This is a genomic window from Zoogloea sp. (assembly GCF_041911615.1).
Lineage (GTDB): Bacteria > Pseudomonadota > Gammaproteobacteria > Burkholderiales > Rhodocyclaceae > Zoogloea.
In genome coordinates, this window is record NZ_JAYROR010000037.1 from 67,225 (window position 1) to 82,212 (window position 14,988).

Here is a 14,988-nt window from a genome sequence, read left to right on the forward strand (position 1 = left end):
CTTCCCCAAAAGGAGACAACATCATGAAAAACACCGTTCTGTGCACGGCATGTGACGAGGAAGCCGCTCGCCTGAAAAAACAAGGTTTTGTCGTCGATGGTTGTACCCCCATTCCCGGCCATCCGGATATGTGCGAATTGAGCTATCGCGACCCAGGCGACGAATCAACCACGGCCACTTCGAGCAACGTAAAAAAAACGATGGCCACGGCGGTGGCAACACCGGCGACACACTCAGCAGACTTCAGCGGCCGCGGCAGTCCCCTGACCCAGGACGGACTGAGAGGCGCAGCTTCGAGCTTGGGCGTGAATCTGCCGGCGCTATGGGCCGTCATGACGGTCGAGACGAGCGGCTGCGGTTTCTTGCCGGATCGGCGTCCGAAAATTCTCTTCGAGCGCCATGTTTTCCATAAGCTAACGAAAGGCGTATTCGACGCCGAGGCCCCGGATATCAGCAACGGCAAACCGCGTGGCTATGGGAAAAAAGACGGCGCGTTTCAATACGAGCGTCTGAACCGCGCTATCGCACTGGATCGCACAGCGGCGCTGCAAAGCGCATCGTGGGGCCTCGGGCAAGTGATGGGCTTCAATGCAGGCGCTGCAGGCTATGCAGACGTGGAGACGATGGTCAGCGCGATGAGCCAGACCGAGGATGCGCACGTGCTCGCAATGGCTCATTTCATTGAAGCGCACGGGCTCGCCAGCAATCTAAAGAACGAAGATTGGGCTGGCTTCGCGTCAGGCTACAACGGCAAGGGCTTTGAAAAACATCAATACGACCAAAAGCTCAAGACCGCATTTGCCCGCTACAGCGTGGGTCCACTGCCTGATCTGGATGTGCGCGCGGCTCAACTGTTTCTGAGTTACGGTGGGTATAACCCCGGCACGGTAGACGGATGGTTCGGACCGAGCACCCAGAAAGCAGTGATGCAGTTCCAAAAAAAATCCAACCTGCCCGTTTCCGGCAAGCTGGACGACCCCACCTTGCTTGCGCTGAGTCAGATCACTTAGTCTCCACCAGGACGGCGGCAGTTGATGCACTGCCGTCTTGGATCAGGCCCCGGGCACCCACCGACCCATGCGACGCACGGTGACGGGTATTTAGCTGCCCCAACGGGCGGCGGCACTGTCGTCCGTCTCACGGGCGTCCACCCAGCGGCCGCCTTCCGGCGTGTCCTCCTTCTTCCAGAACGGCGCGCGGGTCTTCAGGTAGTCCATGATGAACTCGCAGGCCGCGAAGGCGTCGCCGCGGTGACTGCTCGCCACGCCAACGAACACGATGCGCGCGCCCGGCTCGAGCCGCCCGAAGCGATGGATCACCCGCACCGCGTCGAGCGCCCAGCGCCCCTGGGCCTCGACGACGATGGCCTCGAGCGACTTCTCGGTCATGCCGGGGTAGTGCTCGAGGGTCATCGCGCAGACGGCGCTCCCCTCCCCCGCCACCTTGTCGGCGCGCACCAGGCCGACGAAGCTCGCGACCGCACCCACCTCGTGACGCCCGGCGGAGAGGGCGGCGATTTCCGCACCGACATCGAAGTCGGCTTCCTGGACACTGATCCGGTTCATGGGGACCTCGATTGGCTGCTAGTCATGGGGCAAGCGGACTCGCCCCGCGTGGGTCGGAGCCCGTAGCGGGGGCTCAGCCGCCGGTGACGGGCGGGAAGAAGGCGATCTCGTCGCGGTCGGCCACCGCCGCATCGGGGCCGGCCATTTCCTGGTTGATCGCGACGCGCACGTTGCGCCCTTCGCCCAGCGCCTCCCACACCCCACCGCGCCGGGCGAGGTGGGCGCGCAGGTCGCCGACGGTGGCGATGCTGGGCTGAAGGGTCAGGGTTTCGTGGGAATAACCGAGGGTTTCACGCAGGCTGGCGAAGTACAGAACCTTGATGCTCATGTCGGACGACTTACGAAAGGAGTTCGGAGTAAGGAATGAAACGGACCGGATCGCCGGCGGCGATCGTCTGGCCCGGGGGGTTGTCCACCAGGCCGTCGGCCCACACGGTGGAGGTCAGGACGCCGGGCCCCTGGTTGTCGAACAGGGCGACGCGACCGTCGTCGCCGATGCGCGCGCGCAGGAACTCGCGGCGGCGGTCGGGGCGCGTCCAGTCGAAGCCCGCCACCAGCGGCAGGGTGCGCGGCAGGCAGGATTCGACGCCCATCGCGCGCAGCACGAAGGGCCGCACCAGCATCGCGAAGGTGACGAAGCTCGACACCGGATTGCCGGGCAGGCCGATGAAGGCCGCGCCAGGCCCGCCGGCCGGATCGTTCACGTGGCCGAAGGCGACCGGTTTGCCGGGCTTCATGGCGACCAGCCAGAGGTCGAGTCGGCCCTCGGCAAGCACCGCCGGGCGCACGTGGTCTTCTTCGCCCACCGAGACGCCGCCGCTGGTGACGATCAGATCGTTGCTGGCAGCGGCCTGGCGTAGCGCGGCGCGCGTGGCGTCGCGGCTGTCGGGCACGATGCCGAGGTCGCTCACCTGGCAGCCCAGGGCTTCGAGCAGGCCGCGCAGTACGTAGCGGTTGGAGTTGTAGATGGCGCCGGGCGGCAGCGGTTCGCCGGGCATCACCAGCTCGTCGCCGGTGGAAAACAGCGCGACGCGCAGGCGGCGGAAGACCGGCAGGGTGGCGCAGCCCACCGAGGCGGCGAGGCCGAGCATCTGCGGCTGCAGGCGCTGGCCGGCGACGAGCACGCTGGCGCCGGCGCGGATGTCCTCGCCGGCGCGGCGAATCCACTCGCCGGGCCGGGGCACGTGGTCGATGGTCACGCCGTCGCCGTCCAGGCTGCACAGCTCCTGCATCACGATGGCGTCGGCGCCCGGCGGCACGGGCGCCCCGGTGAAGATGCGCGCGGCGGTGCCACGGGCCAGCAGGTGGCCGACGCTGCCGGCGGGAATGCGCTGAGCGACGGTGAGGCGGGCGCCCGGCGCAGCAACATCGCCGCTGTGCACCGCGTAACCGTCCATCGCGGAATTGTCGAGGGGCGGCACGTTGAGGGACGACACCTGGTCAATGGCCAGCACGCGGCCCAGGGCCTCGGCGGTGGGCACGGATTCGACATCGCGGACGGGCGTGGCGGCAGCCAGCAGCGCCGCCCGCACGTCCTCGAAGGGACGCATGGGATTGCTCATATCAAGCCCTGGTGTTGGAGGATGAAATCGGCCACGCGGGCCGGGTCGTTGAGGTCGAGGCGCGGCAGCGGCGCATCGAGCGCCACGTCGCTGGCGATGGCGACGATGGCCGGGTTGTCGGGATACTGGCGCGGCTTGCCGAGGGCCGGGCGATACACCTCGAGCTTGGGAATCTGCACCGCCTTGAAGCCTTCGACGAGCACCAGGTCGCACGGCGACAGGTGGGCGAGCTGGGCGTCGAGATCGGGTTCGGGGGCGCCGCGCAGTTCGTGCATCAGCACCCAGCGTTGATCCGAGACGAGGAGGATCTCGCTGGCGCCGGCCTCGCGGTGGCGCCAGGAATCCTTGCCCGGCTTGTCGATGTCGAAGCCGTGGTGGGCGTGCTTGATGACCGACACGCGCAGCCCCCGCGCGGTGATCGCGGGGATGACCTGTTCGATCAGCGTCGTCTTGCCCGAGCCGGACCAGCCGGCAAAGCCGAAAACCTTCATGCCGCCTCCGGGTGAGCGCAGGGCACCGCGAGCACCGGGGCGAAGCCGCCGCCGGGGGTGCGGAAGTTGGTGGTCTGGCCGCGGTAGAGGCGTGCGGTGACGAGCTGGACCTCGCCCCGATAGACGTAGTTGCGCAGGTCCATCTTGAGGGCCACCGTTTCGCCGTCCACCGCCAGATGGCGTTCGGAGGGCGGCACCAGCGCCTGGGCGATGTAGTCGCCGGCGAGGATGTCGTCGAAGACCCGGCGGGTGAGCTTGTCGCCCCGGTACGCACCGCGGCTGCCGAAGCCGCTGGCGGGCTTGAAGAACAGGCCGCGCCGACGCGCCCAGAAATCGGTCGCCGCGGCCGGGTTGACGGCTTCGGTGCGGGGCACGCCGGCGGCGATCGTGGCGATGTCGGCCTCACTCGCGCCGAGGCGGCGCAGCGTGGCGGCGTCGGAAAGCAGCACCAGGTTGCGCTTGTCGGCATACAGAGCATGGGCGCGCGGGTGCGGCGTGATGACCGCCGAGCCGGCGTCCCAGGCCGCGCGCAGGGCGGCATGGGCGGGTTCGTCGAAGGCGAAATCGGTGAGGCGGTTATAGACGAGGTCGACCCGCGCGCCGTGGAGGGTGAGCCCGGCCCCATCGTGGACGAGCTCGGACGGGTCGCAGATCCAGGCCTGGATGCCGTGTCGCTCGAAGAGGCGCTGGAACAGCAGGAATTCGGGCAGCAGGTACTGGCCCTGGGGGGCGTCGTCCACGATGGCCACCGTGGCGAGCGGGGCGTCGCCCCGTTCGGCCTGCCATTCGGCGCGGAACATGGCCACGAAGGCCGTCTCGATGTCGGCCGGGCCGTGGACCTGCATGGCCGCCATCGCCGCCTCGACCTCGTCGCAGCAGGCCCGCTGGGCGCGCCCGAGGATGGCGGCGAGCAGTCCGCCGCCGGCGTTGGTGTTGATCTCGATGAGCTGCGGCCCGCCGGCCGACAGGTGGAAGTCGTAACCCAGGAACACCCCCGCGGCACGGCTCGGGCGGCGAGCGCTGGACGGGGCGCGGCCGAGCACCGCGTCGGCCCAGGCGGGCAAGGCGATCACCCGCTCGATGGCGGCGATCAGCGCGGCCATGCGCGCCACGTGGTCGGCGGAGACGAAGGTGAGGGATTCGGCGAACAGGTGCGGCCGCGATTCGGCGAGCATGGCCTGCAGCGCCCCGTCCCGCGGGTCGCGGGCCAGCGCGGCGAGCAGCGCCTGACGGTCGAGGGAGACGCACTGGCAGCCGGCGTTGAGGGCTTGTGCGGCATCGACACAATCGTGCCCGGCATCGGCCAGACGGGCGATGCGCTCGGCGGGCGACGACGGCGCGGGCGTGGTCGGAACGGGCGTTTTCGGGGCGGTCAAGGACGGCATCGGTGCAAGTGTTCAGGCGCAGGATTGTAGCAGCGGGGGCAGACCGGGTTGATTGAAGACGCGCCACTCAGGGATGCGTGAAATCGGCGCATCGATGCGCAGTGGCGGCTCATGGGTGCGTGTCCGCAAGCCATCGCTGCGTCGTGGCTGCTCATGCTTGAGCGGCAGGCAGGCATCGATGGGTGGGCGCCGCCCACGCATGAGTGAATTTTGCTCATCGATGCGCCGCCGCAACCCATCGGTGAGGCGCGAAGATTCATCCATGACACGCTTTTACCCATCGATGGGCGGGCTGTCCTTGATCGATGCTTGATCGGCAAAAAACGCCGGCGTTCAGCCCTGACGCGCGGCGGGCGGCGGAAGCTGTTCGAGAAAGTCGACCACCTCGGCCTCGACCTTGCTGCGGCGCATCGGCGGCAGGCTCTGCCAGACGCGGCGCCCGTAGGGTTTGGTGAGCATACGCGGGTCGCAGATGGCGAGCACGCCCTTGTCGCGCTCGGTGCGGATCAGGCGTCCGGCCCCCTGCTTGACGTTGATGACGGCCCGCGGGAGCTGGTAGTGCATGAAGGGGTTGAGCCCCGATTTGTTCATGTGCTCGATGCGCGCGGCGAGCACCGGATCGTCCGGCGGCGCGAAGGGCAGCTTGTCGATGACGACCACCGAGAGCGCGTCGCCGGGCACGTCCACCCCCTCCCAGAAGCTCTGGCTGGCCACCAGGATGGCGTTGCCGAGGCGGCGGAAACGATCCAGCAGCTCCGAACGGGAGCCCTCGCCCTGGATCAGCAGCGGGAGATCGAGCTTGTCGCGCTCGAGGGCGTCGGCGATCAGCTCGTGGATGCGTCGCATCGCCCGCAGCGAGGTGCACAGCACGAAGGTGCGGCCCTGGGCGGCGCGGATCAGCGGTATCGCCACCTTGGCCACGGCGTCGGGGTATTCCGGGCTGTTGGGCTCGGGCATGTTCTGCGGCGCGTAGAGCATGGCCTGGGCCGGGTAGTCGAAGGGCGAGCCCCACACCGCGGTTTCGATGGGTGGCTCCACCCAGTTGAGACCGAGCTCGCGGCAGTAATGCCCGAAGTCGCGCCCCACCGCGAGGGTGGCCGAGGTGAACACCCAGGCGCGCGGGTGGCCGTCCATCTGGCGCTTGAAGATCGCGGCGATCGACAGGGGCGTGGCGTTGAGGGCGAGGGTCTGGCTGAACACCTCGACCCAGCGCACCCAGTCGGTGCCCTCCGGCACCTGCCAGCGGGCCAGGCGCTGCTGGAGCTCCTGGGTGCGGCGCAGGCAGTTGGCAAGGCCCTCGGAACGCTCGGCCTGGGATTCGACCAGCGTGCAGAATTCGGTCAGTTCGACGTCCAGCGCGTCGATGGCTTCGTGGAAGGCGGTGTTGTCGGCCAGCTGGGCATAGCCGAAGCGGGCGTTCTCGGCCTGCACTGACAGGCGCAGGTCGCGGGCGGCCTTTTCGAGCTTGCGGGTGGCGTCGATGAGGGCGAGGCAGTCGCGGGCCGCGGCCACCGTCTCGGAACGGGTGTCGCGAGCGAGTTCGAGGAGTTGGGCGGTGGACACGCTCTCGCCGAAGAACAGGCTGGCGACTTCGGGCAACTGGTGGGCTTCGTCGAAGATCACGGCGTTGCACGAGGGCAGCAGCTCGCCCATGCCTTCGTCGCGCAGCATCACGTCGGCGAAGAACAGGTGGTGATTGACCACCACCACGTCGGCGTCCATCGCATTGCGGCGGGCGGCGGCGACGAAGCATTCCTTGATGTTGGGACATTCCTGCCCCAGGCAGTTGTCCCGCGACGAGGTGGCGAACATCCAGGCGGCGGCGTCCTCGGGCACCTCGGGGCACTCGGCCTTGTCGCCGCTCTGGGTGATCTCCATGAAGCGGCCGATGGCGCGCAGGTGGGCGGCATCCTCGGGCGTGGTGAAACGACCGTCCACCAGGTTGCGCGCGAGGTGATAGTGGCACACGTAGTTGGCGCGCCCCTTGAGCAGCGCTACCCCGACCGGCACCTTGAGGGCGCCGCGCACGGTGGGCAGATCGCGGTTGAAGAGCTGATCCTGCAACGTCTTGGTGCCGGTGGAGATGATGACCTTGCCGCCGTTCAGCAGCGCCGGCACGAGGTAGGCGTAAGTCTTGCCGGTGCCGGTGCCGGCCTCGGCCACGAGCACGCCGTTCTCTTTGAGGGTGTGGGCGATGTGCTCGGCCATCTCGATCTGCTGGGGGCGCGGCGAGAATCCGGGAATCGCGGCGGCCAGCGGGCCGTCGGCGGCAAAGGCGTGTTCGACGTTCATCGGAAAAATCTATTCGAGGGCATCGACGCGCAGCCACACCTGGGCATCGCTGCGGCGGGCGTCCTGGGTGTAGCCGGCGGTGCCGTAACGGGTGGTGTCGCCGGTAGCGGCGCTGCTGCCGAGGGGAATCCACGCACCGAGCGGGCCGCTCACGGTGGTGGCAAGACGCGACGACTCGATCTCTCCGCCCTGTTCGAGGCGACTCGACTGCGGGCTGATCTCGATGGTGACGCGCTCGCCCGTCACCTGAGGCGACGCGAAGAAGCCGGTGCCCACATCCAGATAACGCACCGAATCGACCTGCACCCAACCGCCCGGCGCTGCACGCCATTCGCGCAGCGCCAGGGGCAGCGAGCGGCCGACCTGGATCAACGCCCGCCCGCCTTCGACCACCTGCACCTGCTGGCTCACGTCGTCGCTGCGGCGCACCCGGCCCACGCCGCCATCGACGATCAGGCGGCTGTCGCCCGGCGCGAGGCGGCCCTGGACGCCCACGCCAGCGCCCTCCCCTTCCAGCCGCGTGCCCTGGCGCACCGAGACGACCAGACGTCGGATCGGGGTGTCGAGGGCGGCAATGGCAGCGAGGAGTTGATCGCGGTTGTGGGGCGAGACGCGCAGCAGGATCTTGTCGCCCAGGCTGCTGATCGCCCCGTCGGGCTCGACGAGCGGACGCAGCGCCGGCACGATCTGCTCGGCCGGCTTGTGCCGCAGGGTGACGATCTCGAGCGGGTTGTCGGCGCGCACCAGCCCGCCCGGCAGCAGCCCCGCGATGAGCAGGCCAAGGGCGAGGCGGCGCATCGGGCGTCAGTCGACCCGGTGGGCTTCGGCGAGGTAATCGCGCGAACGCATCTCGATCAGGCGGCTCACGGTGCGGTGGAACTCGCTCGCCTGGCGGCCTTCGACGTAGAGGTCGTAGGCCTGGCACTCGGCGCTGACCAGCAGCTTGACGCGGTGGTCGTAGAGCACATCCACCAGCCAGGTGAAGCGGCGCGCCTCCGAGGCCATCGCCGGACTCATCTTGGGCACGCGGGAGAGGATCAGGGTGTGGTGCTCGCGGGCGATCTCGAGGTAGTCGTTCTGGGAACGGTTGCCGCCGCACAGGGTGTCGAAATCGAACCAGATCACGCCCGCCGCGCGGCGCACCACCTTGAGCTTGCGCTCCAGCACCTCGATCTCGCCAGGCTCGCCCGGCGCACCGGCGATCTGCTCGAAATCGCGGGCCAGATGCTGGTCGGCTGCGTCGTCGGCGGGCACCAGGAAAGCGTCCATCTGCTCGAGGGTGCGCAGACGATAGTCGGTACCGTGATCCACCTCGACGACGTCGAAACGACGCTTGATCATCTCGATGGTGGGCAGGAAATTGATCCGCTGCAAGCCGTTGGGGTACAGGCCGTCGGGCGGATAATTCGAGGTCATCACGAAGATCGTGCCCCGCTCGAACAGCGCGTCGAGCAACCGGCCGAGGATCATCGCATCGGCGATGTCGGAGACGTGGAACTCGTCGAAGCACAGCAGACGGGTCTGCCGCGCGATGCGGTCGGCCACCTTTTGCAGCGGATCGGGCTCGTGGTTAAGGTTCTTAAGATCGTTCTGCACTTCCTGCATGAAGGCATGGAAATGCACCCGGCGCTTGCGCTGGTAAGGCACCGAGTCGAAGAAGCAATCCATCAGGAAGCTCTTGCCGCGGCCGACGCCACCCCAGAAATACACGCTACGTGGCTGCTTGGGCCGCGAGAGGAGCTTGCGGAGCGTCCCGCGCCGGGCCGCCTTGAAGGCCACCAGCTCGGTGTACAGCCCTTGCAGGCGCTGGGCCGCGGCACGTTGGGCGGGATCGGACTTGAAGCCGCGAGCCGCGAGGGTCGCCTCGTAAGCGTCGATCATGCCGTGCTCGGCGACTTTCAGGATTCGGTGAGGCATCGTGGTATTTCGGTAGAACCAATAGGATCGGGGGCGGACAGGCATTTTACCGCCTGACCGCCCCCGGCTGAAGGCTGGCCGGCCCAAAGGCCGGCCCCTTCATCAGAAGTGCAGCGGACGCTTGTCCACCGCCAGCGCTGCTTCGTGCACCACTTCCGACAGGGTCGGGTGAGCATGGCAGATGCGGGCGAGGTCTTCCGACGCACCGGCGAATTCCATCGTCACGACGGCCTCGCCGATCAGCTCGGAGGCGTTGGCACCGATGATATGCACGCCGAGGATACGGTCGGTCTTGGCATCGGCGATCATCTTGACGAAACCCGCCGGGTTACCGGCACCCAGGGCACGGCCGTTGGCCAGGAACGGAATCTTGCCGACACGGTACTCGACGCCTTCGGCCTTGAGCTGCTGCTCGGTCTTGCCGACCCAGGCGATCTCCGGGTTGGTGTAGATCACCCACGGGATGGTGTCGAAGTTGCAGTGACCGGCCTGGCCCGCCATCAGCTCGGCGACCATCACGCCCTCTTCCATCGCCTTGTGGGCCAGCATCGGGCCGCGCACCACGTCACCCACCGCCCACACGCCCGGCAGGTTGGTCTTGCAGTGACCGTCGACCTCGATGAAACCACGGCCGTCGACCTTGAGGCCCACCGCTTCGGCGTTCAGGCCGGCGGTGTTCGGCACACGGCCGACGGAGACGATCAGGCGGTCGAACTCGGCCTTCTGAGCGCCATCCTTGGTCTCGTATTCGACGGTGACCGACTTCTTGCCGGCGGTGACCTTACCAACCTTCACCGACAGTTTGATGTCGAGCCCCTGCTTGGTGAACAGCTTGAGCGCTTCCTTGGCCACGTCCTGATCGGCGGCGGCCAGGAAAGAGTCCATCGCTTCGAGGATCGTCACCTCGGCCCCCAGACGGCTCCACACCGAGCCCATCTCGAGGCCGATGACGCCGGACCCGATGAGGCCCAGACGCTTCGGCACCGCGTCGATGTCGAGGGCGCCGATGTTGTCGCAGATCAGCTTGTTATCGACCGGAATGCCCGGCAGATGACGCGCGGACGAACCCGTCGCAACGATGACCTGCTTGGCTTCGACAACCTCGTCGCCAACCTTGACCTGCCAGCCGGCACCGCCCTGCCCCACGAAACTGCCGTGGCCAGCCAGGAAGGTAACCTTGTTCTTCTTGAACAGCCCCTTGATGCCGCTGGTGAGCTGGTCGACGACCTTTGCCTTGCGGGCGATCATCTTGGGCACGTCGATCTTCGGCGTGCCGACGCTGATGCCCTGCTCCTCGAAGGCGTGGCCAGCTTCCTCGAACAGGTGCGAGGTATGCAGCAGCGCCTTGGACGGAATGCAGCCCACGTTCAGGCAGGTGCCGCCCAGACGGGGCTCGCCCTTCGGATCGGCGTAGGGATTCGATTCGGCACAGGCCGTGTTGAAACCGAGTTGCGCGGCGCGGATCGCGGCCACGTAGCCACCGGGACCACCGCCGATGACCAGAACGTCAAATTGCTTCGCCATGTTTATTCTTCCTCTTTCGAATTGGAACAAGGCACGGCTGCGACAGTCCCCCGCCGCAGCCGTGCCTCGGTTCAATCAGCTTATACGTCCAGCAGCAGACGGGCCGGATCTTCCATGGCTTCCTTCATGGCCACCAGGCCGAGGACGGCTTCGCGGCCGTCAATGATGCGGTGGTCGTAGGACATGGCGAGGTAGTTGATCGGGCGAACCACAACCTGACCGTTCTCGACCACGGCGCGATCCTTGGTGGCATGGATGCCGAGAATCGCGGACTGCGGCGGGTTGATGATCGGGGTGGACATCATCGAACCGAACACACCGCCGTTGGAGATCGAGAAGGTACCGCCGGTCAGCTCTTCGATGGAGATCTTGCCGTCCTTGGCCTTCTGGCCGTATTCGGCGATCTTCTTCTCGATGTCGGCGATGGACATCTGATCCACGTCCCGCAGGATGGGCACGACAAGGCCACGGGGCGAGCCCACGGCGATGCCGATGTCGATGTAGCCGTGGTAGACGATGTCGTTGCCATCGACGGAGGCGTTCAGGATCGGGAACTTCTTAAGGGCGGCAACCGCAGCCTTGACGAAGAAACCCATGAAGCCCAGACGCACACCGTGCGCCTTCTCGAACTTCTCGGCGTACTGCTTGCGCAGGGCCATGACCGGCGCCATGTTCACCTCGTTGAAGGTGGTGAGGATGGCGTTTTCGTTCTTCGACTGGATCAGACGCTCGGCGATGCGGGCGCGCAGACGGGTCATCGGCACGCGTTGCTCGACGCGATCGCCGGATGGAACGGCCACGGCCGGTGCAGCCGCGGCAGCCTTCGGCTGAGCGGCGACGGCATCTTCCTTGGTCACGCGGCCACCGCGGCCGGAACCGGCCACGTCGGCGGCAGCGATGCCCTTCTCGTCGAGGATCTTGCGTGCGGACGGGCTGGCGGCGGACACCGGTGCGGCGGCAGCGGCGGGTGCCGGAGCAGCAGCCGGCGCGGCGGCAGCGGCGGGCGCACCGGCTGCAGCCTTGGCTTCGGTATCGATGGTGGCAATGACCTCGCCGGAGGTGACGGAGTCGCCACCATTCTTGACGAGCTTGACCAACACGCCGTCAGCCGGCGCCGGGGTCTCCAGCACGACCTTGTCGGTCTCGATGTCGATCAGGTTCTCGTCACGGGAAACGGCGTCGCCTTCCTTCTTGTGCCAGCTGACCAGCGTGGCTTCGGAAACGGACTCGGACAGTTGCGGCACTTTGACTTCGATCAGCATGTTTTCTCCCTTGTGTTCAGTTCGGCGTGGATTGCATCAGGCCTTGATTTCGCCGAATGCATTTTCGATGACTGCCTTTTGTTGCGCGTTGTGCTTGGCGTAGTAACCGACCGCAGGCGATGCCGCTGCCGGACGGGCCACCAGCAGGAACTTGTGGTCCGCGCCGAGGTTGCTGTCCAGGTGGTGACGGGAAGCCAGCCAGTACCAGACGCCCTGGTTGCGCGGCTCTTCCTGAACCCAGACGACTTCCTTCGCGTTCGGATAGCGGTTCACCTCGGCCGCAAAGGCCTCTGCCGGGAACGGGTAGAGCTGTTCCATGCGGACGATCGCGATGTCGTCGATGTTGTTGGCACGACGGTGAGCCAGCAGCTCGTAGTAAATCTTGCCGGAACACAGCAGGACACGCTTGACCTTCTTGGCATCGAGCTCGTCGACTTCGCCGATGACGGTCTGGAAGGTACCCTTGGACAGATCCTCGAGGGAGGACACCGCGTCCTTGTGACGCAGCAGCGACTTCGGCGTGATGATCACCAGCGGCTTGCGCAGCTTGCGCAGCGCCTGACGACGCAGCAGGTGGAAGATCTGGGCCGGGCCGGACGGGATGCACACTTCCATGTTCATCTCGGCGCAAAGCTGCATGTAGCGCTCGATACGGGCGGAAGAGTGCTCCGGACCCTGACCTTCGTAGCCATGCGGCAGCATCATCACGAGACCGCACTGGCGCCCCCACTTGGCTTCGCCGGAGCTGATGAACTGGTCCATCACCACCTGGGCGCCGTTGGCGAAGTCGCCGAACTGGGCTTCCCAGATCACGAGCTGGTTCGGCTCGGCAGAGGCGTAGCCGTATTCGAAGGCCAGCACGGCCTCTTCGGACAGCACGGAGTCGTAGCAGTAGAACGGAGCCTGACCTTCACGGATGTTCTGCAGCGGGTAGTAGGTGCCGTCGTGCCACTGGTCGCGGTTCTGGTCGTGCAGCGCAGCGTGACGGTGGAAGAAGGTGCCACGGCCGACGTCTTCACCGGAGATGCGGACGCCGAAGCCCTGCACCAGCAGGCTGGCGTAGGCGAGGTTCTCGCCCATGCCCCAGTCGAGGGCCAGCTTGCCTTCACCCATCGCCTTGCGATCGTCGATGATCTTCTGGACGCGGGGATGCAGCACGAAGCCTTCCGGCGTGGTCGTCAGGCCCTTGGACAGGCGCTTGAGCTCCGCCATCGGCACCTTGCTGTCGCACTTGTCGGTGTACTTCTTGTTGGCGTAAGGGCCCCAGTCCTGGGAGAACTGGCGCTTGAAGTCGGACAGCACCGGATTGGTCAGCAGCTCGCCCTTGTCGAGGGCGGCGCGGTAATCCTTGATGAACTGTTCCGGCTCGTCGGCATTGCAGACGCCCTGGGCAACCAGCTTCTCCGCGTACAGCTTGCGGGTGCCAGGGTGCTTGGCGATCTTCTTGTACATCAGCGGCTGGGTCACCATCGGCTCGTCGGCCTCGTTGTGACCAAGCTTGCGGTAGCACACGATGTCGACGACCACGTCCTTCTTGAATTCCTGACGATATTCGACCGCCAAGCCCATCACGAAGGCAACGGCCTCCGGATCGTCGCCGTTGACGTGGAAGATCGGCGCTTCGGCCATCTTGAAGATGTCCGTGCAGTACAGCGAAGAACGGTAGTCGCGCGGATCGGAGGTGGTGAAGCCGATCTGGTTGTTCACCACGATGTGGATCGTGCCACCCGTGCCGTAGCCGCGGGTCTGCGCGAAGTTGAGCATTTCCTGATTAACGCCCTGACCAGCCACCGCGGCGTCGCCGTGGATGATGACCGGAACCACCTGCGCCTTGCCGTTTTCGCCGCGACGGGTCTGACGGGCATAGACGGAACCCTCGACCACCGGGTTGACGATTTCGAGGTGGGACGGGTTGAAGGCCAGGGTGAGGTGAACCGGACCGCCGGCAGTCATCACGTCGCTCGAGAAGCCCATGTGGTACTTCACGTCGCCGGCCGACAGATCGGAAACGGCCTTGCCTTCGAATTCCGAGAACAACATGCTCGGCGACTTGCCGAGGGTGTTCACCAGCACGTTGAGACGGCCGCGGTGGGCCATGCCGATCACGATTTCCTGGACGCCCTTGCTGCCGGCCACGCGGATCAGCTCGTCCATGGCGACGATGGTGCTCTCACCCCCTTCGAGCGAGAAACGCTTCTGACCGACATACTTGGTATGCAGGTAACGCTCCATGGTCTCGGCGGCCGTCAGGCGCTCGAGGATGCGGCGCTGCTTCTGGGCGTCGAAGGACGGACGCCCGCGGTTCGGTTCGAGACGGGCCTGAATCCAGCGCTTCTCGCCGATGTCCGTCATGTACATGTACTCGGCGCCGATCGAGCCGCAGTAGGTCTGGCGAACGGCGTCGAGGATCTCCCGCAGGGTCGCGCGGTCGCCCGGAAGACCATGGAACGAACCCGTATTGAAGGTCTCGTTGAGGTCCGCTTCGGTGAAGCCGTAATGGGAGAGTTCGAGCTCGTGGATCTCCGGACGCTCGGTGCGCTTGAGCGGATCGAGCTGAGCCCAGCGGGTGCCGAGGAAACGGTGTGCATTGATCAGCTGCAGGACGCTGACCTGCTTCTGGTCGCCGCCCGAGGCCACCACGGTACGGACGGGGCCACGCTTCGCCATGTCGGCAAAGGCGTTGATGATCGGGTAATGCGCGACATCCCGGCCGTTGCCCGGGGTGTTCTGCATGGCATCAAAATAGCTCCGCCACTCGTCGGAGACGGAATCGGGGTTATCGAGATAGTTCTCGTAAAGTTCCTCGATGAACGGCGCGTTGCTGCCGAACAGTTGGGAGCTCTCAAAAAGCTTTTTCATCATGGGCGACCACCTGGCTTTGTCTTGTCTCTTGTCTTTTGAGTGTTCGTGCGGTGGGGAGAATCCCTGATCTTTTGTTTTGTCGAAACGATGCGGGATGGCCAAGCACTAACCGACCATCCCGCATTCGC

General features: G+C 66.2%; 13 protein-coding genes. 1 reads left to right on the forward strand and 12 read right to left on the reverse strand.

All coding sequences use genetic code 11. The annotated features are described in order from the left end of the window. Positions 1-23 precede the first annotated feature (23 nt). A complete protein-coding gene (locus ACE3P2_RS04355) occupies positions 24-1,010 on the forward strand; it encodes an N-acetylmuramidase domain-containing protein (protein WP_374261467.1) in 987 nt (328 codons plus the stop codon). 90 nt (positions 1,011-1,100) lie between these two features. Here ACE3P2_RS04355 and moaE read toward each other — a convergent pair whose 3' ends face one another. The 12 genes from moaE to ACE3P2_RS04415 form a co-directional block, all read right to left on the reverse strand. Then, positions 1,101-1,565, reverse strand: coding sequence for a molybdopterin synthase catalytic subunit MoaE (gene moaE, locus ACE3P2_RS04360; RefSeq protein WP_374261469.1), 465 nt, complete (start codon positions 1,563-1,565; stop codon positions 1,101-1,103). A gap of 73 nt (positions 1,566-1,638) precedes the next feature. Further along, complete coding sequence (gene moaD, locus ACE3P2_RS04365; protein WP_374261471.1) at positions 1,639-1,893, reverse strand: molybdopterin converting factor subunit 1; 255 nt, start codon at positions 1,891-1,893, stop codon at positions 1,639-1,641. A gap of 10 nt (positions 1,894-1,903) precedes the next feature. Continuing rightward, a complete protein-coding gene (gene glp, locus ACE3P2_RS04370; RefSeq protein WP_374261473.1) occupies positions 1,904-3,127 on the reverse strand; it encodes a gephyrin-like molybdotransferase Glp in 1,224 nt (407 codons plus the stop codon). Further along, positions 3,124-3,618: a molybdopterin-guanine dinucleotide biosynthesis protein B gene (mobB, locus tag ACE3P2_RS04375; RefSeq protein ID WP_374261475.1), complete on the reverse strand. Its 495-nt coding sequence runs from the start codon at positions 3,616-3,618 to the stop codon at positions 3,124-3,126. The genes glp and mobB overlap by 4 nt, the downstream gene beginning before the upstream one ends. Continuing rightward, positions 3,615-4,994: a hypothetical protein gene (locus tag ACE3P2_RS04380; RefSeq protein ID WP_374261477.1), complete on the reverse strand. Its 1,380-nt coding sequence runs from the start codon at positions 4,992-4,994 to the stop codon at positions 3,615-3,617. The genes mobB and ACE3P2_RS04380 overlap by 4 nt, the downstream gene beginning before the upstream one ends. Positions 4,995-5,015: 21 nt before the next feature. After that, the gene (locus ACE3P2_RS04385; RefSeq protein WP_374261479.1) at positions 5,016-5,267 is read right to left on the reverse strand and encodes a hypothetical protein; all 252 of its coding nucleotides are present in this window, start codon (positions 5,265-5,267) and stop codon (positions 5,016-5,018) included. A 69-nt stretch (positions 5,268-5,336) separates the two neighbouring features. Beyond that, positions 5,337-7,295, reverse strand: a complete 1,959-nt coding sequence (locus ACE3P2_RS04390; RefSeq protein ID WP_374261481.1) for an ATP-dependent DNA helicase — start codon at positions 7,293-7,295, stop codon at positions 5,337-5,339. A gap of 9 nt (positions 7,296-7,304) precedes the next feature. Beyond that, positions 7,305-8,093: a hypothetical protein gene (locus tag ACE3P2_RS04395; RefSeq protein WP_374261483.1), complete on the reverse strand. Its 789-nt coding sequence runs from the start codon at positions 8,091-8,093 to the stop codon at positions 7,305-7,307. Positions 8,094-8,099: 6 nt separating this feature from the next. Continuing rightward, positions 8,100-9,212 carry a cell division protein ZapE gene (gene zapE / locus ACE3P2_RS04400; RefSeq protein ID WP_374261485.1) on the reverse strand — a complete coding sequence of 371 codons (1,113 nt, stop codon included), beginning with the start codon at positions 9,210-9,212 and terminating at the stop codon, positions 8,100-8,102. A 102-nt stretch (positions 9,213-9,314) separates the two neighbouring features. Next, entirely contained in the window at positions 9,315-10,736 is a 1,422-nt protein-coding gene (lpdA, locus tag ACE3P2_RS04405; RefSeq protein ID WP_374261487.1) for a dihydrolipoyl dehydrogenase, read from the reverse strand. 80 nt (positions 10,737-10,816) lie between these two features. Continuing rightward, on the reverse strand, positions 10,817-11,998 hold the full coding sequence (odhB, locus tag ACE3P2_RS04410; protein WP_374261489.1) for a 2-oxoglutarate dehydrogenase complex dihydrolipoyllysine-residue succinyltransferase: 1,182 nt from the start codon (positions 11,996-11,998) through the stop codon (positions 10,817-10,819). Positions 11,999-12,034: 36 nt separating this feature from the next. Next, positions 12,035-14,860 carry a 2-oxoglutarate dehydrogenase E1 component gene (locus ACE3P2_RS04415; RefSeq protein ID WP_374261491.1) on the reverse strand — a complete coding sequence of 942 codons (2,826 nt, stop codon included), beginning with the start codon at positions 14,858-14,860 and terminating at the stop codon, positions 12,035-12,037. Positions 14,861-14,988 lie beyond the last annotated feature (128 nt).